The organism is Glutamicibacter sp. BSL13 (assembly GCF_052928425.1).
Genome location: NZ_JAVGCZ010000015.1, coordinates 1 through 23,654 on the forward strand (window position 1 = coordinate 1; position 23,654 = coordinate 23,654).

25 protein-coding genes are annotated in these 23,654 nt (G+C 67.9%); 15 read left to right on the forward strand and 10 right to left on the reverse strand.

The window, feature by feature from the left end; genetic code table 11:
* The 4 genes from RCJ92_RS04390 to RCJ92_RS04405 all read left to right on the forward strand — a co-directional run.
* Positions 1 to 935, forward strand: a 935-nt coding sequence (locus RCJ92_RS04390; RefSeq protein ID WP_446753858.1) for an ISL3 family transposase, incomplete at its 5' end; no start/stop codon positions are given.
* 406 nt (positions 936 to 1,341) lie between these two features.
* Positions 1,342 to 1,524, forward strand: coding sequence for a hypothetical protein (locus RCJ92_RS04395; RefSeq protein WP_446753859.1), 183 nt, complete (start codon positions 1,342 to 1,344; stop codon positions 1,522 to 1,524).
* Positions 1,525 to 1,903: 379 nt separating this feature from the next.
* Positions 1,904 to 2,347, forward strand: a complete 444-nt coding sequence (locus RCJ92_RS04400) for a DUF421 domain-containing protein (protein ID WP_446753860.1) — start codon at positions 1,904 to 1,906, stop codon at positions 2,345 to 2,347.
* 127 nt (positions 2,348 to 2,474) lie between these two features.
* The gene (locus RCJ92_RS04405; protein WP_446753861.1) at positions 2,475 to 3,086 is read left to right on the forward strand and encodes a M23 family metallopeptidase; all 612 of its coding nucleotides are present in this window, start codon (positions 2,475 to 2,477) and stop codon (positions 3,084 to 3,086) included.
* Between the two features lie 38 nt (positions 3,087 to 3,124).
* Here RCJ92_RS04405 and RCJ92_RS04410 read toward each other — a convergent pair whose 3' ends face one another.
* The 4 genes from RCJ92_RS04410 to RCJ92_RS04425 all read right to left on the reverse strand — a co-directional run bounded on the left by RCJ92_RS04410 (position 3,125) and on the right by RCJ92_RS04425 (position 6,722).
* Entirely contained in the window at positions 3,125 to 3,394 is a 270-nt protein-coding gene (locus RCJ92_RS04410; RefSeq protein WP_446753862.1) for a DUF6457 domain-containing protein, read from the reverse strand.
* 52 nt (positions 3,395 to 3,446) lie between these two features.
* On the reverse strand, positions 3,447 to 4,154 hold the full coding sequence (gene mobA / locus RCJ92_RS04415) for a molybdenum cofactor guanylyltransferase (protein ID WP_446753863.1): 708 nt from the start codon (positions 4,152 to 4,154) through the stop codon (positions 3,447 to 3,449).
* Complete coding sequence (locus tag RCJ92_RS04420; protein ID WP_446753864.1) at positions 4,151 to 5,398, reverse strand: molybdopterin molybdotransferase MoeA; 1,248 nt, start codon at positions 5,396 to 5,398, stop codon at positions 4,151 to 4,153. The genes mobA and RCJ92_RS04420 overlap by 4 nt, the downstream gene beginning before the upstream one ends.
* 91 nt (positions 5,399 to 5,489) lie before the next feature.
* Positions 5,490 to 6,722, reverse strand: a complete 1,233-nt coding sequence (locus RCJ92_RS04425) for an MFS transporter (RefSeq protein WP_138175000.1) — start codon at positions 6,720 to 6,722, stop codon at positions 5,490 to 5,492.
* Positions 6,723 to 6,927: 205 nt separating this feature from the next.
* On the opposite strand from RCJ92_RS04425, the gene RCJ92_RS04430 reads away from it, so the two are divergent.
* Genes RCJ92_RS04430 through narI form a run of 4 tightly spaced genes read left to right on the forward strand, consistent with a single transcriptional unit; the run spans position 6,928 to position 13,797 of the window.
* Positions 6,928 to 10,665: a nitrate reductase subunit alpha gene (locus RCJ92_RS04430; RefSeq protein WP_446753865.1), complete on the forward strand. Its 3,738-nt coding sequence runs from the start codon at positions 6,928 to 6,930 to the stop codon at positions 10,663 to 10,665.
* Complete coding sequence (narH, locus tag RCJ92_RS04435; RefSeq protein ID WP_138175004.1) at positions 10,662 to 12,317, forward strand: nitrate reductase subunit beta; 1,656 nt, start codon at positions 10,662 to 10,664, stop codon at positions 12,315 to 12,317. Before RCJ92_RS04430 ends, narH begins: the two co-directional genes overlap by 4 nt.
* Positions 12,314 to 13,018 (forward strand): nitrate reductase molybdenum cofactor assembly chaperone, encoded by a 705-nt coding sequence (gene narJ / locus RCJ92_RS04440; RefSeq protein ID WP_138175006.1) that lies wholly within the window; start codon positions 12,314 to 12,316, stop codon positions 13,016 to 13,018. The genes narH and narJ overlap by 4 nt, the downstream gene beginning before the upstream one ends.
* The gene (gene narI, locus RCJ92_RS04445; protein ID WP_171021142.1) at positions 13,015 to 13,797 is read left to right on the forward strand and encodes a respiratory nitrate reductase subunit gamma; all 783 of its coding nucleotides are present in this window, start codon (positions 13,015 to 13,017) and stop codon (positions 13,795 to 13,797) included. Before narJ ends, narI begins: the two co-directional genes overlap by 4 nt.
* 96 nt (positions 13,798 to 13,893) lie before the next feature.
* Here narI and RCJ92_RS04450 read toward each other — a convergent pair whose 3' ends face one another.
* Genes RCJ92_RS04450 through modA form a run of 3 tightly spaced genes read right to left on the reverse strand, consistent with a single transcriptional unit; the run spans position 13,894 to position 16,262 of the window.
* The gene (locus RCJ92_RS04450) at positions 13,894 to 14,652 is read right to left on the reverse strand and encodes an ABC transporter ATP-binding protein (protein ID WP_446753866.1); all 759 of its coding nucleotides are present in this window, start codon (positions 14,650 to 14,652) and stop codon (positions 13,894 to 13,896) included.
* Complete coding sequence (locus RCJ92_RS04455) at positions 14,649 to 15,458, reverse strand: ABC transporter permease (RefSeq protein WP_138175010.1); 810 nt, start codon at positions 15,456 to 15,458, stop codon at positions 14,649 to 14,651. Before RCJ92_RS04455 ends, RCJ92_RS04450 begins: the two co-directional genes overlap by 4 nt.
* Before the next feature lie 3 nt (positions 15,459 to 15,461).
* Complete coding sequence (gene modA / locus RCJ92_RS04460; protein ID WP_446753867.1) at positions 15,462 to 16,262, reverse strand: molybdate ABC transporter substrate-binding protein; 801 nt, start codon at positions 16,260 to 16,262, stop codon at positions 15,462 to 15,464.
* A 240-nt stretch (positions 16,263 to 16,502) separates the two neighbouring features.
* Here modA and moaA point away from each other — a divergent pair, with 240 nt between their 5' ends.
* Entirely contained in the window at positions 16,503 to 17,546 is a 1,044-nt protein-coding gene (gene moaA, locus RCJ92_RS04465; protein WP_446753868.1) for a GTP 3',8-cyclase MoaA, read from the forward strand.
* Here the strand turns inward: moaA and RCJ92_RS04470 are convergent, their stop codons facing one another.
* A complete protein-coding gene (locus RCJ92_RS04470; protein WP_138175016.1) occupies positions 17,547 to 18,095 on the reverse strand; it encodes a DinB family protein in 549 nt (182 codons plus the stop codon).
* Positions 18,096 to 18,186: 91 nt separating this feature from the next.
* Between RCJ92_RS04470 and RCJ92_RS04475 the strand changes: the two genes are divergently transcribed.
* Together RCJ92_RS04475 and RCJ92_RS04480 are read left to right on the forward strand one after the other, a co-directional pair.
* Entirely contained in the window at positions 18,187 to 18,546 is a 360-nt protein-coding gene (locus RCJ92_RS04475) for a helix-turn-helix transcriptional regulator (protein WP_446753869.1), read from the forward strand.
* Positions 18,547 to 18,615: 69 nt separating this feature from the next.
* Positions 18,616 to 19,143, forward strand: coding sequence for a helix-turn-helix transcriptional regulator (locus RCJ92_RS04480; protein ID WP_446753870.1), 528 nt, complete (start codon positions 18,616 to 18,618; stop codon positions 19,141 to 19,143).
* A 360-nt stretch (positions 19,144 to 19,503) separates the two neighbouring features.
* Here the strand turns inward: RCJ92_RS04480 and RCJ92_RS04485 are convergent, their stop codons facing one another.
* Both RCJ92_RS04485 and RCJ92_RS04490 read right to left on the reverse strand, forming a co-directional pair.
* Complete coding sequence (locus tag RCJ92_RS04485) at positions 19,504 to 19,911, reverse strand: molybdenum cofactor biosynthesis protein MoaE (RefSeq protein ID WP_138175028.1); 408 nt, start codon at positions 19,909 to 19,911, stop codon at positions 19,504 to 19,506.
* Between the two features lie 22 nt (positions 19,912 to 19,933).
* Positions 19,934 to 21,103 (reverse strand): ThiF family adenylyltransferase, encoded by a 1,170-nt coding sequence (locus RCJ92_RS04490; RefSeq protein ID WP_446753871.1) that lies wholly within the window; start codon positions 21,101 to 21,103, stop codon positions 19,934 to 19,936.
* A 53-nt stretch (positions 21,104 to 21,156) separates the two neighbouring features.
* Between RCJ92_RS04490 and RCJ92_RS04495 the strand changes: the two genes are divergently transcribed.
* From RCJ92_RS04495 to RCJ92_RS04510, 4 genes are read left to right on the forward strand one after another with little or no spacing between them, the layout of a single operon-like run.
* Positions 21,157 to 21,408, forward strand: coding sequence for a MoaD/ThiS family protein (locus RCJ92_RS04495; protein WP_138175032.1), 252 nt, complete (start codon positions 21,157 to 21,159; stop codon positions 21,406 to 21,408).
* Between the two features lie 3 nt (positions 21,409 to 21,411).
* On the forward strand, positions 21,412 to 22,644 hold the full coding sequence (locus RCJ92_RS04500; protein ID WP_446753872.1) for a molybdopterin molybdotransferase MoeA: 1,233 nt from the start codon (positions 21,412 to 21,414) through the stop codon (positions 22,642 to 22,644).
* The gene (gene moaC / locus RCJ92_RS04505) at positions 22,637 to 23,155 is read left to right on the forward strand and encodes a cyclic pyranopterin monophosphate synthase MoaC (protein ID WP_346922588.1); all 519 of its coding nucleotides are present in this window, start codon (positions 22,637 to 22,639) and stop codon (positions 23,153 to 23,155) included. Before RCJ92_RS04500 ends, moaC begins: the two co-directional genes overlap by 8 nt.
* Positions 23,148 to 23,651 carry a molybdopterin-binding protein gene (locus tag RCJ92_RS04510; RefSeq protein ID WP_346922587.1) on the forward strand — a complete coding sequence of 168 codons (504 nt, stop codon included), beginning with the start codon at positions 23,148 to 23,150 and terminating at the stop codon, positions 23,649 to 23,651. The genes moaC and RCJ92_RS04510 overlap by 8 nt, the downstream gene beginning before the upstream one ends.
* Positions 23,652 to 23,654: the final 3 nt, after the last annotated feature.

A 23,654-nucleotide genomic window follows, 5' to 3' on the forward strand; every position in this document is an offset into this window, starting at 1 on the left:
TGGCCCGGGTCGCTGAGGGGTTGGGCGTGTCCTGGAATACCGCTAATGACGCGGTGTTGGGTCAGGGGCAACGGGTGCTGATCAACAAGCCTGAACGGTTCAACGGGGTGAAAGTCATTGGGGTGGACGAGCACGTATGGCGCCACACCCGCAGTGGAGGCAAATACGTCACCGTGATTATTGACCTGACTCCGGTCACCGAAGGTGCTGGCCCGGCCCGGCTGCTGGACATGGTCCAAGGCCGCTCCAAGGCCGTGTTCAAGTCCTGGCTCGCGAACCGGCCCCAAGAATGGCGGGACGGGATTGAAGTGGTGGCCATGGACGGGTTCAGCGGCTTCAAAACCGCAGCTGCCGAGGAACTCCCGGACGCGGTAGAAGTGATGGATCCCTTCCATGTGGTGCGCCTTGCTGCCGAAGCGTTGGATAAGTGCCGTCAACGGGTGCAGCAAGACACCTGTGGTCACCGCGGCCGCAAGGGTGATCCGCTCTATGCGGCACGGCGCACGCTGTTGACCGGGGATGGTTTGCTGACTGAGAAGCAGATTGAACGGCTTGATGCCTTATTTGATGATCAGCAGCACGAACCGGTGCAGTTCACCTGGAACATCTATCAGCGCATCGTGGACGCGTACCGGCAAAAGGAGAAGAGCATCGGCAGGTGGTCGATGGAGCAGGTCATCGAGCTGATCAAAGCAAAAATTCCTACCGGGCTGCCCGAACTGGCGTCCCTGGGCCGCACCCTGAAACGCCGGGCCGGGGATATCCTGGCTTACTTTGACCGGGCAGGCACCTCGAACGGGCCCACCGAAGCGATCAATGGGAGGTTGGAACACCTGCGCGGCAGCGCTCTGGGGTTCCGGAGCCTAGCGAATTATATTGCCCGTTCGCTCTTGGAATCTGGCGGGTTCAGACCCGTATTACACCCTGGATTGTGAAGAGCCGCTAAAGGTTTCAAATCCCACCGTCACCGCCACGATGAACCCCGTAGGTTATGAATCTACGGGGTTTTTCTCTTCCTGAATTCAAAGTGCGGGCATGGAACCGAGTTGTTGGCTGAGGCAAAATGTCGGCTTCGACGTGCACAATTATCCTTATGGCCCCGATCGGGAAACGCACCAGAAAAAGCGGCCACTCTCCTGCACGGGAAACGATAATCAGAGGAAGGAAGTGCAAGGGAACGAGCTAGTCTCCGTCGTTTGCTTGCCACGACACCCTTACCGCAGTGAGCCAGCATGATCACGCGTGGCCGCGAGCGGGAAGTGAGCAGTTCCAGAAGCCAGAACGTGAAATGTGGCTACTGCCTGGGTCGCCCGGCAAACACAGCTGGCAATTCTCAACGCCATGAAGAAGATCATCACGCACCGCTTCACCATCACCATGGTCCTGACCGGACTGCTCATGGGCGCCATGACCTTGATAGGCGGCGGCGCATACCCGGTTGCGTTCGGCGCACTCTGGATTTGCTTCGCCATAGCCCTCGGATTTGCAGCAGTGGGCATCAAGAAGGATCTGAATAATGGGTGAGCCCGTGGTAAGGCCCCGGTTTAACTAGGCCAAACCGCCCGAGGATTCTCAACGCGCGGGTCCCCGTAGGCCCAAACACTCTCATGTTCACAACCCATGACATTAGAGGTTCCGGGTCCTCTCCGTCTCATGCACTGGTGGTCTGCTCCCCGATTGCGACCGATTCGGTTGCGCTTTGTCCTGGGTTCAATTCGGTCGGGTGCCTGCCCTATTGAGAGGATGGGTTGGGGCGAAAGCACTCCAGCGACGATGTTAGAGGGGATTCTTTGTGTGGCATGATTTCGGACTAACTTGGGCCGACGCCGGGCGCGTGGTGCTTTCCGCGATTGCGCTATACGTTCTGGTGCTCGTGGCGATTAGAGTGCTCGGTCAGCGCACGATGGCTAACCTGTCCAGCTTTGACCTGGCGGCGGTGGTGGCTTTCGGCGCCGTCATTGGCCGCGCGATCCTCGGCTACACCCCAACACTGGCCGCCGGGGCGCTGGGCTTGGTGACCCTGTTGGTTCTGCAGGCCCTCACCGGTCAGCTGCGCCGATTTCCACGGGGCCGGGCCGCAGTCAACAACAAGGCGTACCTGCTGATGGCCGGGGAAGAATTCATCACCGCGAATCTGAAGCGCACTCACGTCTCGGAAAGCGAGCTGCTCTCCCGGCTGCGCTTGAGCGGGGTCCGCAACCGCTCGGAAATCGCCTGCGTCGTCCTCGAACCCACCGGGCAGATCAGCGTTCTGCGCACCGGGGTGCCCATTGAACCGGAGTTCCTGGAGAATGTCTCCGGCGCCGAACTGATTCCGAAGGCTTTCCTGGCCCCACACGAAGCCTAGGCGAAACAACGGAAGATCAGCTCCACAGCACCGCAGTCCGGCTCGGCAACCCCGTGCTCACCGGCAAATTCCAGACGGTGATGCAAGAATGCGGGCAACACGCAAATGACCGAGCCACGGGGTTGCCATGACAGCGCAGATCGACCTGGACTACCCATTCACCGGCAGGTGGCTGGTGCAAAATAGTCCGGCCAACCGTGTGCCGAGCCATGGAACGACGTTGTTCGCCAGTTCCCATGCCATCGATTTTGTGCCCGTGGGTGACAGCGGGCGCCGTGCCCCACTGACGTGGAACACCTGGCGTGGGCGCGAACCGGCTGCCGCGTTCCCTGGCTTTGGCCGCAGGGTACTGACCCCGTGCGGCGGTCGGGTGATCGCCGTTGAGCACGCCATCCCGGATCATCAAGCCCACCGCGCCCTGGCCTCGGTTGGCTACGCGCTGGGCCAGCGCGCCCGGGTCCGCGCCGGCTGGCCGGGACTGGCCGGCAACCATGTGATGATCGAGCACGACGGAATCATCGTGGCGCTTTGCCACCTCATGCAGGACAGCGTGAAGGTGGAGGTGGGACAACACCTCGCTCCCGGGCAGCCCGTGGGACGCTGCGGCAATACCGGCAACAGCACCGAACCGCACCTGCACCTGCAGGCAATAGATGGCCCGCAGCCCGGCCGTGCTGCCCCGGTACCGATTACGTTCCACGGCCAGCTGCCCCACAACCGGCAGATCCTGGACCTCTAGAAGGCCCTGCTGGCCGGGTAGCACCTCACCAGATCTTCCTACTGGGGGCTTTCCTGCTCCCACCGGTGGGCCCGCTCGGTCAGCTGGCCGGCGAGCGCCGCCAGCGAGCCCTGTTCGCCCGCGCGTCCCAGGGCGAGGCCCAGCAGGAAGGTGCTCAAGGGGGCCGCGGGGCGCGCGACGTCGTGGGCGACGTGCTTGGCGACGTCCAGGATGGTGGCAATGTCCACCTCGTTTTCATCCAGGCCCAGTTCGGCGGCTGCCGCGCTCAGCCATTCATCCAGGGCCTCCGGCGGGAGATGCTGTGCCATTTTCGAATTCCTTTCACGGCCACCCTTTGCGTGGCGCTGGTCGTGTTCTCGCTCAGTTTGGTGTGGGTTGGGCCGACGCTTGGCGGCCGGCCCCAGGTTGCCCGGGGCCGCGCGCGTCGTCCGGCTCCACCGGTTTCGTGCTTTGCCGCGCGGTGGCCAGGGCCTGCGGGGTGTCGATGTCGTCGCTGAGTCTTTCACCCACCGGAATCCGGTGCAGCTCCAGCTCACCCAGGACCCGGCGCAGCGGCGCGTTGGCCACCTCATCCCCGAGCCGTTTACAGGCGGCGGTGATCGCGGCGGTGCGATAGTAGCCGGCCAGCCACTGCAGGTGGCCTTCCTCGTCCTCCAGCAGCGCCCCATCCCCCAGCTCCATGCCGCTGGCGGTGCGCAGCGCGGTGGCCACCGCCAGCGGGTGCTGCAGGTCGCAGGCCAGCACCATGACCCATTCGCTGTCCACGGCGCGGATCCCGGCGGCCAGTGCCGCCAGCGGTCCACCATATGCTGGTTCCTCGCGCACGACCCGGTCCGCTTCGGTGCCGGCGTGCGGTGGGCCGATGACGACCACCTGGTTTGCTCCGGCGCTTCGTGCCGCGGTGATGACCCGGTCCACCAGCCGTTGTCCGTGCAGGGTCAGGGCCGCCTTGTCCGCCCCGCCCAGGCGGGTGCCGCGCCCGCCGGCCAATACCAGGGCGTCAAATCCGGCGCCCGCCTCCGGCGTGTTCGCTGGCCGCTGGTTCCCTGGCGCAGGTGCTTCCGTCATGGTTTAACCCGCAACACTTCGACCTGGTCTCCGGCCTGCACGTCTCCCTGTTCGGGCCCGACCAGGGCGTAGCCCTCGGCCGCCCCGAAGCCGCCCACTGAATGGGAGATCGCCTGGGCCTGTACGGCCGGGGCGCACAATTGCGGGTTCACCGGGTCAAAGACGACCGGCAGCACCTGCAGCCGCCCCACCGAGGATTTCCATCCCACGGCCGCGGTGGCGCGCAGCCGGGGCCGGTGCAGTTGTGCGTTGCCCTGCAGGGCGCGCAGGGCCGGACGCACAAAGAGCTCGAATCCGACCGCGGCGCTGACCGGGTTGCCGGGCAGGGCGAACATCATCGCCCCGGATTCCAGGCGTCCGGCGCACTGCGGGGCTCCGGGACGCAGGGCCACCCGCACCGCCCGCACCCCCGGCTCGTCCTGCAGCACCTGGCGCATCACGTCGTGGGTGCCCGGGCCCACCCCGCCGGTGGAGATCACCACATCGTGGCTGGCCCCCAACCGGGCGAGTTGTTCACGCACCAGGTCGGTGTCATCGGTGCAGCGCTGCACGGTGATCTGGGTGATGCCGGCTTCGGTGAGCAGCCCCTGCATCAGCCAGGAGTTCGATTCGGGAATCTGCCCGCGCTGCAGCACCGCGCCCACCTCCTGCAGTTCCGCGCCGGTCACCAGGACCGCGGCGGTGGGCAGTGGGCGCACCAAGAGCCGTTCGGCCCCGGCGGCGGCCAGTGCGGAGAGCAGTGCCGCGTCCACCTGCTGTCCGGCGGCGGCAACCAGGTCCCCGGCGGCACGGTCCTCACCGCGGTGCCGGATGTCCTTGCCCGGCTGGACCTCACGCAGGATCGTGACCTGCCCGGTGCCCCAGCGCTGCCCGTCCTCGCCCAGGGTGTCCTCCACCCGCAGCACGGCGTCCGCGTCGGTGGGCAGCGGCGCCCCGGTCATGATCCGCACCGCCTGCCCGGGTTCCAGGGCCGGGTCCTGGGTGCTGCCGGCCGGGATTTCGCCCAGCACCCGCAGGGTGACCGGCGTGCTGTCACTGGCGCCGCGGGTGTCGGCGGCACGCACCGCGTACCCGTCCATGGCCGAATTGTCCCACAGCGGCAGCGGGTGGCGGGCGGCGAAGTCCTCGGCCAGCACGGTGCCGTACAGGTGGTGGAAGCCGTTGGCCAGGCTGTATTGCCGGGCAGGCAGGGGGCTCAGCTGATCCAGGATCCACTCCAGGTGCGCTTCGGGGGTCAGGGCCATCTGCGTCCTTTCGGTTGCCTACCGCCAGTATGCCCCCATTGGCACCCCAAAGTCAGCCGCAAAGGCCCATGTGGCATGCGCCTGGCCGGTGTTACATGCCGCCGCGGCCCTTGGTGCCGCGCAGCATGCCGGCCACAATCAGCGCGAACGTGCCCACCAGCACCAGCAGCCACAGCCCCAGCGCGTAGGAGTTGGTTTCGGCGTGGTAGGTCGCGCCCATCGCCAGCGGCGGGAAGTAGCCGCCCAGGCCACCGGCGGCGGCGACCACGCCGGAGACCGCGCCCACCTTCTCCGGCGGGGTCGAGGGCCCGATCCAGGCGAACACGGCGCCCATGCCCAGGCCCATGGCCGAGGCCATCAGCAGGAAGGTGATGCCGGTCAGGATGCCCTCCGGGGGCTGCATGCCCACGATGTAGGCCAGCGAGACGATCCCGGCCAGGGAGATCAGGGCAATCAGCTTCGGACCGAACTTGTCGGCCAGCACGCCGCCGATCGGCCGGGCAATCACCGCGGCCACCGCAAACAGCGCGGTGCGGGCGCCGGCCCCCACCGGGTCCACGTCATCGGGGTAGATGGTGACAAGGTATTTGGGCAGGAAGGTGGAAAACGCGACGAACCCGCCGAACACTATGCCGTACAGGAAGGACATCTCCCAGGTGATCGGCAGCTTCAGCGTGTCGATCAGCTTCGGCAGCAGCGGCTGGCGGTTCGGGGTCCAGGCCGGGGATTCGCGCATGAAGAACCACACGGCCGCGGCGCTGAGCACCAGCAGGCCGGCAATGAACAGGTGGGTTTCGAAGTAGCCGAGCTGGCGCAGCAGCCGGGGGGTGAAGAATGCGGACACCGCGGTGCCGATCATGCCCATGCCGAACACGCCGTTGGCAAAACCGCGTCGGCGCGGCTCATACCAGGCGCTGGCGAAGGGCACCCCGACCGCGAAGATGGTGCCGGCGATGCCCAGGTAGGTGCCCGAGGCGATCAGCAGTGCGAAGCTGCCCAGCGTTCCGGCCAGCGCCACCAGCAGCACGGCCGGCACGGAGGCCAGCAGCACCACGGTGAACATCTTTCTGGCCCCGAAGCGGTCGGTCAGCGAACCGATCACGATGCGCCCCAGCGCACCGACCAGCACCGGGGTGGCCAGCATCAGGGAAATCTGCCCCTCGCCCAGCTTCATCAGCTCCGCGTAGTGGGTTTGAATCGGGGAAATCAGCATCCAGGCCCAGAAACCCACGGCGCTGGCGAGCGTGGCCAGCAGCAGCTGCGGGAATTGCCCACGCAGCTCCGGGGACGTCTGCGCGGCTTGTGCTGGGGACTTCTGGCTCATGGTTTTCCTCCACCGTAACCGTCAGGTGCTGCACTACCACTTGTTGTGCACACTAACCGCTCAAACGCCAACGCGCTAGTGAAACAAACATTTTTATCTAGGGAATGTGAAATCTCACTTCCAGTGACACCCGGGGAAGAACCCTTGCATCTATCGAGACAAAGGACGAAGCTTGAGTCAAGCGTCACAGTTGGGAGTCACTGTCATGACCGAAAGGCCAAACCACACAACACCGGCCACCGACGGACCACTGGCCGATTCGCTGCTGACCATGGGCAAGTACCTGCGCCGCGGGGAAACCAGCCAGGATCTGCGGGCGATGTTCCTCTCCGGAGGACGCCAGGGTGATGTCTTCTACCGCGACCGATGGTCGCACGACAAGGTGGTGCGCTCCACCCACGGGGTGAACTGCACCGGATCATGCTCCTGGAAGGTCTACGTCAAGGACGGGATCATCACCTGGGAAACGCAGCAGACCGACTACCCGTCGGTGGGCCCGGACTCCCCCGAATATGAACCGCGCGGCTGCCCGCGCGGCGCCGCCTTCAGCTGGTACACCTACTCGCCCACCCGGGTGCGCTACCCGTACATCCGCGACGTGCTGGCCGAACTGTACCGGGCGGCGAAGGCCGAACACCCCGACCCGGTGGACGCCTGGGCCTCGATCGTGGAGGACCCGGTCAAGGCCAAGCGCTACAAGCAGGCCCGCGGCAAGGGCGGGCTGATCCGCACCACCTGGGACGAGTCGATGGAGATCGCGGCGGCCGCCCAGGTGTACTCGGTGAAGAAGTACGGCCCGGACCGGATCGCCGGGTTCTCCCCGATCCCGGCGATGTCGATGGTCTCCCACGGGGCGGGGGCACGCTACCTGAACCTGGTGGGCGGGACCATGCTCTCCTTCTACGACTGGTACGCCGACCTGCCGGTGGCCAGCCCCCAGGTGTTCGGGGACCAGACCGACGTGCCGGAATCCGCGGACTGGTGGAACGCCGGCTACCTGATCATGTGGGGCTCGAACGTGCCGGTGACCCGCACCCCGGACGCGCACTTCATGGCCGAGGCGCGCTACCGCGGCCAGAAGGTCGTCACCGTCTCCCCCGACTACACCGACAACACCAAGTTCGCCGACGAATGGGTGGCCCTGCACCCGGGCACCGACGCCGCACTGGGCATGGCGATGGGCCACGTGATCCTCAACGAGCACTACGTGGCCAAGCGCACCGCCCCCTTCCAGGACTACATGCGCCGCTACACCGACTCCCCGTTCCTGGTGGAAATCGATGAAGCCAACGGGCTGCCGGTGCCGGGCAAGTTCCTCACCGCCGCGGATCTGGGCGGGCAGGCCGCCGGTGCCGCCAACGCCGAGTTCAAGCCGGTGCTGCTGGACGCCAGCGGCACCGCCCGGGTCCCCAACGGCACCCTGGGCCACCGCTTCGCCGCCGAAGACAAGGGCGAATGGAACCTGGACCTGGGGGACATCACCCCGATGCTCTCGGTCGCGGACCTGGATGGCTGGGACGGCGCGGCCAGCGAGGTCAACCTGCCGCGCTTCGACCTGGAACCGGAGGCCGGGCAGGAACACGCCGGCGGTTCGGGGATCCTCACCCGCGGCGTGCCGGTGATGCGGGTGGCCGGCAAGCTGGTCACCACCGTGTTCGATCTGATGCTCGCCCGCTACGCGGTGCAGCGTGCGGGCATGCCGGGGGTGTGGCCCACCGGCTACGATGACGCCACCGCCCCGGGCACCCCGGCCTGGCAGCAGGAGCACACCAACGTGCCGGCCGAGCAGGCGATCCGCATCGCCCGGGAATTCGCGGACAACGCGGAGAAGTCCGGGGGACGCTCGATGATCCTGATGGGCGCGGGCACCAACCACTGGTTCCACTCGGACACCATCTACCGCACCTTCCTGGCGCTGACCATGATGACCGGCTGCCAGGGCGTCAACGGCGGGGGCTGGGCGCACTACGTGGGCCAGGAAAAGGTCCGCCCGCTCACCGGCTACCAGCAGTACGCCGGCGCCTCGGACTGGGTGCGGCCCCCGCGCTACACCATCGGCACCGCGTTCTGGTACCTGTCCACCGACCAGTGGCGCTACGACGGGCTGCCGGCCAACCAGCTGGCCTCCCCGCTGGCCCGCGGCCACTTCGACGGGCTGACCACCGCGGACTGCCTGGTCGAATCGGCCAAGCGCGGCTGGATGCCCTCCTACCCCACCTACAACCGCAACCCGCTGGATCTGGTGGATGAGGCCGAGGCCGCCGGCAAGGACCCGGCGCAGCACGTGGTGGATTCGCTGAACGACGGCTCGCTGGCCTACGCCTGCGAGGACCCGGATGATGCGGCGAACTTCCCGCGGGTGATCCTGATGTGGCGGGCCAACGTGCTCGGCTCCTCCGGCAAGGGCAACGAGTACTTCCTCAAGCACCTGCTGGGCACCAACGCGGCGGTGCGCGCCCCCGAGGCCGCCGAGGGCTCCCGGCCGCAGCAGATGGCCTGGCATGAGCAGGCCCCGGAGGGCAAGCTGGATTTGCTGGCCACCGCGGACTTCCGGATGACCAGCACCACGCTGTTCTCCGACCTGGTCTTCCCGGCCGCCACCTGGTACGAGAAATACGACCTGTCCTCCACGGACATGCACCCGTTCATCCACTCCTTCAACCCGGCGATCGCCCCGCCCTGGCAGACGAAGACCGACTTCGAACTGTTCGGGCTGATGGCCCAGCGCTTCAGCCAGTACTCCGCCAAGCACCTGGGGGTGCGCAGGGACCTGGTCGCCACCCCGCTGCAGCACGACACCCCGGATGCGATGGCCACCCCCAAGGGGCGGGTGCAGCGCGAGGTGCCGCTGGTGCCCGGGGTGAGCATGCCCAAGCTGAAGGTGGTCGAACGCGACTACCCGAACCTGTTCGACCAGTGGCGCAGCCTGGGCCCGCTGACCGCCAAAATGGGGATGACCACCAAGGGCATCAACTACCACCCGGAACCGGAGATCAGCACCCTGGAGGGGCTGAACGGCACCGTGCCCTCCGGCCCGTACGCCGGGCATGTGCGCCTGGACACCGACCGGCGCGCGTGCGAGATGATCCTGGCGTTCTCCGGCACCTCCAACGGGCGGCTGGCCACGCAGGGGTTCCGGGCGCTGGAGGAGCACACCGGGCAGAAGATGGCCTTCCTCTCCGAGGAGCACGAGGGCACTCACATCTCCTTCCATGACGTGCAGGTCCAGCCGCGCAGCGTGATCACCTCCCCGGAATGGTCCGGCTCCGAACACGGGGGCCGGCGCTACACGGCGTTCGCGATCAACGTGGAGCACCTCAAGCCCTGGCACACGCTCACCGGGCGCCAGCACTTCTACCTGGACCACGACTGGATGGACGAGCTGGGCGAGGCCCTGCCGATCTACCGTCCACCGCTGGACATGCACCGGTTGTACGGGGACGCGCAGCTGGGGCGCACCAGCGAACACGAGTCGGGCAACGCCGAGGTGGCGGTGCGCTACCTGACCCCGCACTCGAAGTGGTCGATCCACTCCGAATACCAGGACAACCTGTTCATGCTCTCCCTCTCCCGCGGCGGACCGACCATCTGGATGAGCCCGCAGGACGCCGCGAAGATCGGGGTGCGGGACAACGAGTGGATTGAGTCCTACAACCGCAACGGCGTGGTCGTGGCCCGCGCGATCGTCTCGCACCGCATGCCCGAGGGCACGGTGTACATGTACCACGCCAAGGACCGCACCGTGGACGTGCCGATCGCCGAAACGAGCGGGCTGCGCGGCGGCATCCACAACTCACTGACCCGGATCCTGATGAAGCCCAGCCACCTGATCGGCGGCTACGGCCAGCTGGCCTGGGCGTTCAACTACCTTGGTCCAACCGGAAACCAGCGCGATGAGGTCACCACGATCCGTCGCCGCAACCAGGAGGTGCAATACCGATGAAGGTCATGGCCCAGATGTCGATGGTGATGAACCTGGACAAGTGCATTGGCTGCCACACCTGCTCGGTGACCTGCAAGCAGGCCTGGACGAACCGTTCCGGGGTGGAGTACGTGTGGTTCAACAACGTGGAGACCCGCCCCGGGGTGGGTTACCCGCGCACCTATGAGGACCAGGAGAAGTGGCGCGGCGGCTGGGAGCGCACCAAGCGCGGCCGGCTGAAGCTGAAGGACGGCGGCCGGCTGCACAAGCTCTCGCGCATCTTCTCCAACCCGAAGCTGCCCGAAATCCAGGACTACTACGAGCCGTGGACCTACGACTACGACATGCTGCTGAACTCCCCTTCCGGGGAGCACACCCCGGTGGCCAGGCCCAAGAGCCTGCTCACCGGCAAGGACATGAAGATCGGCTGGTCGGCGAACTGGGATGACAACCTGGGCGGCTCGCTGGAAACCATGGCCGATGACCCGATCCTGGCCAAGATGAGCGAGGAGGTGAAGGCCGAGTACGAGAAGGCCTTCATGTTCTACCTGCCGCGCATCTGCGAGCACTGCCTGAACCCCTCCTGCGTGGCCTCCTGCCCCTCCGGGGCGATGTACAAGCGGGCCGAGGACGGGATCGTGCTGGTGGACCAGGATGCCTGCCGCGGCTGGCGGATGTGCGTCTCGGGCTGCCCGTACAAGAAGGTGTACTTCAACCACCGCACCGGCAAGGCCGAAAAATGTACGTTCTGCTACCCGCGCATCGAGGTGGGCCTGCCCACCGTGTGCGCCGAAACCTGTGTGGGGCGCCTGCGCTACCTGGGCCTGGTGCTCTACGACGCGGACGCGGTGGCCGACGCGGCCAGCGTGGAGGACGAGCACGAGCTGCTCGAGGCCCAGCGCCAGGTGCTGCTGGATCCGCGTGATCCCGAGGTCATCGCCGCGGCCCGCGCCGAGGGGATGGACGAGGACTGGATCACCGCCGCCCAGCAGAGCCCGATCTGGAAGCTGATCCGCGACTACCAGGTGGCGCTGCCGCTGCACCCGGAGTACCGCACCATGCCGATGGTCTGGTACATCCCGCCGCTGTCCCCGGTGGTGGACGTGGTCACCGGCACCGGCAACGACGGGGAGGACGCGAACAACCTGTTCGCGGCGATTGACAAGCTGCGCATCCCGATCGGCTACCTGGCCGAGCTGTTCACCGCCGGGGACACCGCCCCGGTGGACCTGGCGCTGCGCAAGCTGGCGGCCATGCGCTCCTACATGCGCGGGGTGTCCATCGATGACGTGCGTGATGAGTCGATCGCGAACGCGGTGGGCATGAGCGGGCCGCAGATCGAGGAAATGTACCGGCTGCTGGCGATCGCGAAGTACGAGGAACGCTATGTGATCCCCCCGGCCCACGCCGAGCAGGCCCACGACCTGGAGGAAATGGGCTGTTCGCTGGAGTTCGAGGGCGGACCGGGCATGGGCGGGGCCGGGCCGTTCGGCTCCTCCAGCGGCGAGCAGGTGCCGGTGGCGGTGGAGAACTTCCATTCGCTGCAGAGCCGGCAGACCGCGGACCGGCCCTCCACTCCGGGACGGGTGAACCTGCTGAACTGGGACGGCAATGGCCGGCCCGAGGGGCTCTTCCCGCCGCAGCACCAGCGTTCCAAGGAGAATGAGCAATGATTCCCAAGCTGCTCAACCGCGCCACCCCGCGCCGCCGGCTGCCCGGCACCCTGGATCCGGTGCCGCTGAAGAACCCGCAGCGCCGCGCCGTGCACATGCTCGCCTCATTGCTGCTGGACTACCCCGACGAGGACTGGTTCGCCCAGCTGGAGGTGCTCGAACCGCACATAGCCGCGCTGCCGGCACCGCTCGCCGGGCCGCTGACCGAGTTCGTGGCCGCCTCCCGGGCGGCCGGTTCGGCCCAGTGGCAGCGCAGCTATGTGGACACCTTCGACCAGAAGCGCAAGTGCAGCCTGTACCTGAGCTATTTCGCCACCGGGGACACCCGCAAGCGGGGCACCGCGCTGGTCACCTTCCTGGAGGCCTACCGGGCGGCCGGCTTCGAGTTCGACGCCCAGGACCTGCCGGACTACCTGCCAGCAGTGCTGGAGTTCTCCGCCCGCAGCGACGATGAGATCGCCGGGGCGCTGCTGGCCGCGCACGTGGAGGGCATTGAGGTGCTGCGCGCCGCCCTGGAGGGGATGCACAGCCCCTGGGCGAACGTGGTGCGCACCATCACCCTCTCCCTGCCGCCGGTGGATAGGGCCACGCAGGAACGGATCCTGTCCCTGGTCAGCGAGGGCCCGCCAACCGAGACCGTGGGGCTCAGCTTCCTGGGCAACCTACCACCATTTAGTCCGAGGGAGGGGACGGGAGTATGAGCACCATGCAATTCCTGCTGTGGGTGGCGATGCCCTACGCATGCGCCGCCGTGTTCATCGTGGGCCACATCTGGCGGTACCGCTACGACAAGTTCGGCTGGACCACCCGGTCAAGCCAAAGCTATGAGAACCGGCTGCTGCGCTGGGGCTCACCGATGTTCCACTTCGGCATCCTGCTGGTGCTGGTGGGCCACGTGGTGGGGCTGCTGATCCCGCGCGAATGGCTCTACGCCATCGGCGTCACCGAACACCTCTACCACCTGGGCGCCACCTGGATGGGCACCGCGGCGGCCGTGCTGACGCTGGCCGGGCTGGTGATCCTGATCTACCGGCGGCGCACCGTGGGACCGGTGTTCCTGGCCACCACCCGGATGGACAAGCTGATGTACGTGCTGCTGGGGGCGACCCTGTTCTTCGGCACCGTGGCCACCATGGTCCACCAGGTGTTCGGGCCCGGCTACCCGTACCGTGAAACCATTTCACCCTGGGTGCGCAGCCTGCTGATCTTCCAGCCCGACCCCGCGCTGATGCAGCAGATCCCGCTGTCCTTCGCGCTGCACGTGATCACCGCGAACTTGCTGTTCGCCCTATGGCCGTTCACCCGGCTGGTGCACGTGTTCTCCGCACCGATCCCGTACCTGTTCCGTCCCTACATCGTGTACCGTTCGCGCGATGAGGCCCCCAGCGGCATGCGCCCGGTGCGCCGCGGCTGGGACCCGGTCACCGCTCCCCCGGAGCGGCGGCGCAACCGCCGCGGCATCACCGCCAACCGGCCCTAGGCTGGCCCGGCACCGCCTCCGGGCCGAAAAGGGACTTCCTGTTCCCTTCTCGGTCCGGAGGCCATTTGCCGTCCTGGGGCCGGGGAGCCCGCGACCCTAGCCGGGTTCGCCGGCGGTCCCGAAGACGCCCTTGGCCGGCACGGTCGCGGCCACGGCGCGCACGAAACGGGTCACCGGGGCGCTGAGCACCTCGGCCACCGGGCCGCGCTGGACCACCACCCCGTGCTCGATGACCGCCAGCTGCCCGGCCAGGGCAATCGCGTCCGCCGCCGAATGGGAAATCACGATCGAGGTCATCCCGGTGCGCTGCAGTTCGGTGCGCAGCAGCTCGCGCATGTCCGCGGCGGCCTCCACATCCAGTGACGCGAACGGCTCATCGACCAGCAGCATCTTCGGCCCGGCCGCCAGGGCGCGGGCCAGGGCGATGCGCTGGCGCTGACCGCCGGACAGGGCCGCCGGACGCTGCCCGGCCAGGGCCTGGAAGCCCAGCCGTTCCAGCCACCCTTGGGCGACCTGCCGGGCCTGACGCTTGTCCTTGCCGCCGGCCCGCGCCCCGAAGGCGATGTTGCTGGCCGCATCCAGGTGCGGAAACAGCCGCGGGTCCTGGCCCAGCAGCCCAATGCCGCGCCGGTGCGGGGGCAGGTGCACCCCCGGGGCGGCCAGCCGCTGCCCGTCCAGGGTGATCTGCCCGGCGCTGATCTGCTCGATCCCGGCCAGCGCGTGCACGATCGTGGACTTGCCCGCCCCGCTGGGACCCATCAGGGCCAGCGCCTGGCCGCGGTCCAGCTCCAGGTCGATGGAAACCTCAAACCCGGAGCGCGGCACCGTGAACCGGGCCGTGAGCATCGGGCTCATTTCAGGGCCCCGGGACGCCAGGCCCGCACACAGACCAGCACCAGCACGGCGGTGGCCAGCAGCAGCAGGGACAGCGCCACCGCGGATTCCCGCCCGGTCCCGGCACCGTTGAACGCCGTGTAGATGGCCAGCGGCATCGTCTGGGTCACCCCCGGCGCGTTGCCGGCGAACAGGGCCGTGGCCCCGAACTCGCCAATCGCCCGGGCAAAGCACAGGATCACCCCGGCCACCAGGCCCGGGGCCGCCAAGGGCAGGGTCACCCGGGTCAGCACCATCCAGCGCCCGGCCCCCAGGGTGGCGGCGGCCTGCTCGTACCCGGCCCCGGCCGAGCGCAGCGCCCCCTCCACGGAGAGCACCAGAAACGGCAGCGCCACAAACGCCTGGGCGATCACCACCGCCGGGGTGGAAAACGGGAGCGTGAACCCCCACAACGACTCAATGAACTGGCCCACCGGGCTGGTGCGGCCAAAGAGGAAAAGCAGCGCCACGCCCCCGACCATCGGCGGCAGCACCAGCGGCACCGCCACCACGGCGCGCAGCAGCTGGGCGGTGCGCGGTGAACTGCGGGCAATCACCAGGGCCAGGGGGATCCCCAGCACCACGCACAGCGCGGTGGCCGCCACCCCGGTGCGCAGCGACAGCCCCAGCGCCTGCAGCGCACTGGGGCTGGTCACATCCGCCCACAGGGTTCCCCAGGAGGCCCGGCCCACCAGGGCCAGCAGCGGCAGCACCAGCAGCGCCACACCCAGGATGGCCGGCAACACCGCGGCAACGGGTGCGCGCACCCCCACATCGGCCTGGCCCATGCCCTAGCCTTCGGCTCCGGCGCCGGCGTTGCCGAACCCGTGCTCAACCAGCACTTCCTGGCCCTCGGCGCCAAGTACGTAGTCCACGAACTGCTGGGCGGCGTCGGCCTGCTGCTGGGACTGGGAGGTGCTGAGCACGGAAATCGGGTAGGAGTTCACGACCTCCTGCGCCCCGTCGGGCACAATGCTGTCCACGCTGTCATCGCCCACCACATCGGTGCGGTACACCAGCCCCGCGTCGGCTTCCCCGGCCGAGACCTTCTGCAGGACCGCGCTCACGTTCTGTTCCATGCTGGCCGGTTCCAGCTGCACCCCGGCACCATCCAGCAGCTTCTGCGAGGCCCCGCCGCACGGGACCTGGGGTGCGCACAGCACCGTGGTCACCCGGGACAGATCCGCCAGGGACTGTACGTGGGCCGGGTTTCCGGCCGGGACCGCGATCACCAGGGTGTTGGTGGCGAAGATGACCGGGTCTATGGCCAGGCCCGCATCGCTCACGGTGTCCATGTTGCGTTCATCGGCGGAGGCGAAGACGTCCACCGGGGCTCCCTCCACGATCTGGGTGGCCAGGGTGGAGGAGCCGTCATAGGAAATGTGCTTCACCTTGATCTGCGGGTGTTCTTCCTGGAAGTCCTTGGCGATCTCATCGAAGGAGCGTTGCAGGGAGGCCGCCGCGGAGATGGTGATCTGGGTGTGGCCTTCATCCTGCGCAGCCGGCGAATCGGCGGGCTGATCCGCGGTGGAGCATCCGGTCAGGCCCAGCCCCGTCAGTGCCAGCAGTGCCAGTGTTCCGCGGATGCGCATACCCACTCCTTGATTGTGAACGGTTGCCGCCATGCTATCGCCTGCGCCCGGTGCACCAAAGTGTGACCTGAGAAGCGCGGCTCGGGCCGCGGGCAGGGCGGGGCGAGCTGACCGGCGGCTGCGGATTCTGCCCGGTGCTTGCCCCGTGAGCCCTACAGCGCGCAGACTGGCTGTCGTAAGCTGAAGGTGGCGACGCCGCGATCTGCTATCGTGGCGGCACCGACTAGTCAGGAGGTTGGCGTGGCAGACAAGCCCGCATTCGTACCGTTGGGTGATGCCCGGGGCCGGCCCCTGCGGGATTTGCGGATTTCGGTGACCGACCGCTGCAACTTCCGCTGCGTGTACTGCATGCCCAAGGAAATCTTTGGGCGCGACTTCCAGTTCCGGGAGCGTTCCGAACTGCTCAGCTTTGAGGAAATCGAGCGCCTGGCCCGGGTGTCGGTGGGTTTGGGCGTGCACAAGCTGCGCCTGACCGGCGGCGAGCCGCTGCTGCGCCGGGGCATCGAGGAGCTGATCCAGATGCTCGCCGCGTTGCGCACCCCGGGCGGTGAACCGGTGGACCTGGCCTTGACCACCAACGGCTCCGCCTTGCCGGTCAAGGCCGCCGCACTGAAGGCGGCCGGGCTGAACCGGGTGACGATTTCCCTGGACTCACTGATTGAAGAACGCTTCCAGGCGATCAACGATGTGAAGTTCCCGGTCTCCCGGGTGCTGCAGGCCATTGACGCCGCGGCCGAGGCCGGGCTGGGACCGGTGAAGATCAACACGGTGCTCAAGCGCGGGGTCAACGACGACGAAATCCTGGACCTGGTCGAACACTTCCGCGGCACCGGGCACATCCTGCGCTTCATCGAGTACATGGATGTGGGCAGCACCAACGGCTGGCGGCTGGATGACGTGGTCCCCTCCAGCGAGGTGATTTCCCGGATTCATGAGAAATACCCGCTGGAGCCGCTGGCCCGCACCGACCCCGGGGAGACCGCCAACCGCTGGCGCTTCACCGACGGGCAGGGGGAAATTGGCGTGATTTCCAGTGTCACCAATGCGTTCTGCGGCAACTGCACCCGCGCCCGGATCTCGGCCGAGGGCCAGATGTACACCTGCCTGTTCGCCACCGGCGGCACCGACCTGCGGGCCCTGCTGCGCGGCGGGGCCGACGATGAGCAGCTGGCTGTGGCCCTGAGCGGACTGTGGCGGGTGCGCAATGACAACTACTCGGAACTGCGCGCGGCACTGACCCCCGGCAACCGCCGACGCATCGAGATGTCGTACATCGGCGGTTAGCTAGCCCATGGTCTTCTGGCCATCCAGCGCCTCGCGGATAATGTCCGCATGCCCGGCGTGCTGGGTGGTTTCGCCGATGATGTGCAGCAGCGTGCGGCGCACCGACCAATGGGTGTCCACAAACCACGGCGCCCGGGGCAATTCGTGGACCGTGTCCAGGTCGATTTCCGCCAGCAGCGCGTCGGTTTCTTCGCCGATGTGGGCGTACTTCTCCAGCAGTCCGGCCAGCGTCTCGCCGGACTGCATGCTGAACTCGGCTTTCAAGGCCTGCAGGGCCTCGGGCGGCATGTTGTAGAAGTCCACTCCGTCCCAGTCCATGGCGGCCTTGCCCCTGACCATGAACTGCTGCCACTGCAGTTCCACGGCGCTTACGTGCTTGATCAGTCCCCCGACGGTTAGTTCGCTGACGGTGGCGCGGGTTGCGGCCTGTTCGTCGCTCAGGTTCTGAGCGGTGAAGCGCAGGAAGTGGCGGGCGTTGGCCAGCGCCCGGTGCAGGTCGGCCCGCTCGCCGCTCAGCGTGGTGCTGACGGCTTTCATGGTGGTGCTCATGGCATTGCTCCTCATTCTGGGTGTGCCGGATAAAACCACCCTAGGAGCCATAGGTGTCTATTTCGGTCCTAAATCGAGGCAGAATGTGGGCATGAGTACAAGCCAACGTTCGCTGCGCCTGCTCTCGCTGCTGCAGACCCGGCGCTACTGGTCTGGACAGGAACTGGCACAGCGTCTGCAGGTCTCGTTGCGCACCCTGCGCCGCGACGTGGATCAGCTGCGTGAACTGGGCTACCCGGTACAGGCCGAACGCGGTGTGGGCGGGGGCTACCAGCTCGCCGCCGGAGCCGCGCTGCCGCCGCTGGTGCTCGACGACGAGGAAGCCGTAGCGCTGGTCATCGGGCTGCAGTCCACCATCCACGGCGGGGAGAACACGTTGACTGAGGCGGGACTGCGTGCCCTGTCCAAGGTGGTTCCGGTGCTTCCGACGCGGCTGCGGCAACGGGCCTAGGCCCTGACTTCGAGCACCGTTGCGCTAACTACCCAATATTCCGCGCCGGAGCCGGTAGACCCGCAGGTGATGGTGGTCTTCGCCCAGGGATGCCGCGACCGTGAACGGGTGGCTTTCGACTACCGCGATGCCCAGGGCACCGCCACTTCGCGCCGGGTGGAGCCGGTCAATCTGGTCAATGTGGGAAACCGCTACTATCTGGTGGCCTACGATGTGGACCGTGCGGATTGGCGCAGTTTCCGGGTGGACCGGGCCGAAAACGCCCAACCCCGGGCGCTGCGCTTCGCGCCGCGGCGGATTCCAGGTGGCGACGCGGCGCAGTTCGTGCGGGCCGGGCTAAGCGGGTCCGGGCACCCACACATCAGCGCACGGGTGCAGGCAAGCGCCGCGCAGCTGGCCCCGCGTGTGGGGCGCTGGTTTGAGATTGAGCCGTTGGATGAGCACAGCAGCATGTTGCGCACCCAGAACGCAGACCTGCGCTGGGCCGCCTTTGGATTGGCGTTGTGCGAGGCCCCGCTCAGCGAGGTGCAGCCGCCGAAGCTGCGTGAGCTGCTCGCGACGTGGTCCGCCAACCTGACGTCGCGGCCCGACTCGTAGAGCGAGGCCGGCCGATCTGAGCAGCCTCGGGAACCCGATCTACCGGCAGTGAACCGAAGATGACGATGGCTGGGGTGAACGCGGCGTCGTGGAGGCACGGGGCTGCGGCCAACGACCCCCAAATCAAAAGATCAACCGCGGCAACCGAGCCCGCGCTTGTCCTGCCCGGTGGTGCTTCCCGCTGGAGCCACGCCCTGACGCACCAGCTGGGGATGCTTGCCATGCCGCGCAGCCAGCGATCACGGACAACAAAATTACCGCCCGCGTGATCGAGGGATTCATCCCAACTCTTGCACGTCCCGGTGTTTCAGGGTCCGGGCATCGCCCATCAGCAAGCCCTGCCAGAGCCGAGCATTGAGGCTAGAGCCCCACCCATTCGGAGGATCCCGAAGTGAAGTGCTGGCGCTTCCAGATGGGCACCTCCGCCTTGATGCGCTCCACCAGATTCTCGATGGCTTCGAAGGCCTCGCGCCGGTGCGCGGCCGCGGATGCCGCAACCAGCGCGGCATCCCCGATGGTTAGGGCCCCGACCCGGTGCACGGCTGCCAGCCGCAGCCCGGTGCGGGCCTCCTCCTCGGCCAGGATCTTCTCCAGGAATTCCTGCGCCTGCGGGTGATGCGAGTAGTCCAGCGAGTTCACCGCCTGGCCGCCGTCGTGGTTGCGGATGATCCCGTGGAACAGCACCACGGCTCCGGCGGTGTCCGATTGCACGCCCTGCCTGACGGCGTCCTCATCGATGGGCTGGTCGGTGATCAGTGCGTAGCTCACGTAGCTCCTCTGCTTAGGACTCTTATGACTGCTGGTGCAGCGCGGATTCGGTCAGGTCGGGGGCCAGCTGCGCGACCGCTGGGGCGCCGCCTGGCACATAGGAGGCGGTGATGCCGCGCCCGGCCAGCAGCTGCGCGGGACGCAGGGCCCGCGGGCCCCTGGCGCAGTAGACCACCAGGGTTTCGGGCAGCGTCGGCAGCTGCGAGCCCGCGTCGATGGCCGCCTCCAGCTGCGGCAGCGGCAGGTGGTGGGAGCCGCGCAGGTTCAGCGCGGCGCGTTCCTGCGGGTTGCGCACATCCAGCAGGAACGGGGGTTCTTGCGAAGCCAGCGCAGCCACCAGCGCCTCGGGAGCCAGCTGCTTGGGCTGCGGCAGGTTGCCGGCACAGAACAGCTCATAGTCGATCAGCTCGGTCACCGGTGGCGCGCTGGGATCCGGCGCGTACTCCAGGGTGCGCGTGCTTGCGCCCAACGCATCGTAGATCAACACCCGGCCCACCAGCGGATCGCCGATCCCGGTGATCAGCTTCAGCGCCTCGGTGGCCAGCAGCGAGCCGATGGTTCCGCACAGTCCGGGCAGCACACCCCCGGTGGCACAGTCGGCCACGGTGCCCGGGGCCGGCGGGAGCGGGAACAGGTCGCGGTAGCCCGGCCCGTGTTCGTGCCAGGCCACGGACACCTGACCGTGGTGCTGCAGGATCGAGCCCCAAACCAGCGGGATGCCGGTCAGCTGCGCGGCGTCGTTGCTCAGGTAGCGGGTCGGGAAGTTGTCGCTGCCGTCGATCACCAGGTCGTAGCCGGAGAAGATTTCCAACGCGTTCGCGGAGGTCAACCGCAGGTGGTGTTCGATGATCCGCACCCCGGGGTCCAGGGCGCGCGCGGCGGCGGCCAGCGAGGCGGTTTTGGGCAGCCCGATGTTGGCGGTGGTGTGGGTGATCTGGCGGTGCAGGTTGGACAGCTCCACCACGTCGTCATCCACGATGCCCACGGTGCCCACCCCGGCACCGACCAGGTACGGGATGCAGGCGCTGCCCAGTCCCCCGGCCCCGATCACCAGCACGCGGGCGGCGGCCAGGCGACGCTGGGACGCCTCCCCGAATCCGGGCAGGGACAGCTGGCGCTGGGCCCGGGCCAGCTGCTCGTCGCTCAGCGCAGGGGCCGGGTCGACCAGGGGCTTAAACGCACGATCACTCATAGTCGGATCCTACGCGCCCGGCCGCGCCGGAGGATAGGCGATAGCATGAAGTCATGTCGCAGATTACGATACGCTACTTCGCCGCGGCGGCGGCCGCGGCGGGCACCGAGCAGGAGCGCTGGGCGCGCCCCGATTCACTGTCCCAGCTGCGCACCGAGCTGGCCGGCGCTTATGGCGATGCCATGGCCCAGGTCCTGCGGGCGGGCAGCTTCCTGATCAACGGGGTGGTCCGGCGCGATGACGGTGAGCTGGGCGATGACGCCGACCTGACCGTGGACGTGCTGCCTCCATTCGCCGGCGGATAGCCCATGAGCTGCACCCTGGAAACCCACCGCGCGGAAATCGCGGCGCTGCTGGACCCGGTGATCGCGGCGTTGGGCACCCAGACGCTGGGCGTCGACGCCGCCGATCTGCCCGGACGCGTCACCGCGGCCCGCATCACCGCGCCCCTGCCCATTCCCGCCTTCACCAATTCGCAGATGGACGGGTTCGCCGCCCGCAGCGCGGAGCTGGCCGGCGCGAGCGCCGAGCACCCGGTGCAGCTGCCGCTGGGGGTGACCGCCGCGGCCGGGGACCGGCAAATCGAACTGCTGCCCGGCACCGTGTCCCCGGTGATGACCGGGGCCGTGATCCCCTCCGGGGCGGACACCGTCATTCCGGTGGAGGCCACCATGCAGGGCACTTTCGGTCCGCTGGTGCGCCGGGGCGAGGGCGAGCCGAGCGGGGTGGCGACCTTCACGCAGCCCGCGGAGCCCGGGCGCTTCATCCGGCCGCTCGGCCAGGACCTGCAGGCCGGTGCCGTGGTCGCGGAGGCCGGCACCCGGCTGACGCCCACCCTGATCGGCGCGCTGGCAGCCAGTGGCGTGCGCGGGGTTCCGGTGCGCACACGGCTGCGGGTGCTGGTATGCACCACCGGCAATGAGCTGATGGGCGGGACCGCCGAGTCCGGGCGGATCCCCGATTCAAATTCACCGATGCTCGCGGCGGTGCTGCGCGGCTACGGCGCCCAGGTGGAAGTTCTGCGGCTGCCCGATGACGCGCCGGCGCTGACCCGCGAACTGGCCAAGCAGGCGCCGGAGGTGGATCTCATCCTCACGGTGGGCGGCATCAGCGCCGGGGCCTACGAGGTGGTGCGCGAGGCGCTGGCCCCCTCCGGCGGCAGTTTCCACCATGTGGCCCTGCAACCCGGTGGTCCGCAGGGCTTCGCATTGCTGGAGGGCACCCCGGTGCTCTGCTTCCCGGGCAACCCGGTCAGCGCGCTGCTCTCGCTGGAACTGTTCCTGGCCCCCAGCCTGCGTCGCCTGGCCGCAGTGGCCGAGCCCGTCCCCGAACAGTACGCCCTGGCCAACGAGGTGCATTCCCCGGGCAACAAGCACCAGGTCCGCCGCGGACTGCTCAACGACGGGCAGGTCACCGTATTGGATCCCGGCTCCCACCTGATTCACGACCTGGCACGGGCCGATGTGCTCGTGCACCTTCCCGTCGGTGTCGCCCACCTTCCGGCCGGCACCAAGGTAGACACTTGGAGATTCCATGACTGACTCAAACGCCCCACACGCAGCTGACCCGAACCCGTCCGGCGAGCAGCAGCTGACCCACCTGCGCGCCGATGGCAGCGCGGCCATGGTTGATGTCAGCGACAAGCAGGTCACCAAGCGGGTGGCCACCGCGGAAGCCGTGTTCGTCACCCGCCCGGACGTGGTGCAGATGCTGATGAGCGGCAACCTGCCCAAGGGTGAGGCGCTGGGCACGGCCCGCATCGCCGGGATCATGGCGGCTAAACGCACGTGGGAGCTGGTGCCGTTGTGCCACCCGTTGCCGATTTCAAAGGTGTCGGTGGACTTCACTGCCGAGGAGTCGGCGGTTCGGGTGAGCGCGCAGGTGACCACCAAGGGGGTCACCGGGGTGGAGATGGAGGCGTTGACCGCCGCCAGCGTCGCCGCGCTGACCCTCTATGACATGGTCAAGGCCGTGGACAAGCACGCCGAGGTCACCGGCATCCGGGTACTGGCCAAATCCGGCGGAAAATCCGGGGACTGGGCCCGTGACTGATGCAGCCGCCGCCGTGCGCCGCGCCGGGGTGCTGGTCGCCTCCACCAGCGCAGCCGCCGGGACGAACCCGGACCGCACCGGGCCGGTGATCAGCCAGTGGCTGCAACAGCGTGGCTTCGCCGTGGATCTTCGTATTACCGCCGACGGGCCGGAGGTCGGTGTCGGACTGCGCCAGCTGCTGGCGAGTGAGCCCCGGCTCATCCTGACCACCGGCGGCACCGGGGTCTCCCCCACCGACCTCACCCCCGAGCAGACGGCGCCGCTGCTGCAGGTGCAGCTACCCGGAGTCATTGAGGCCATTCGCCGTCGCGGTGAAGCGGTGACCCCGCTGTCCGTCCTCACCCGCGGGGTCGCCGGTTTCGCCGGCTCCTGCCTGATCGTGAACCTGCCTGGCTCCACCGGAGGAGTGCGTGACGGCTTGGCGGTTCTGGACCCGCTGCTGGAACACCTGCTCGAACAGCGCATCACCGGCGGCGGGCACGGCCCGCGACACTAGGGG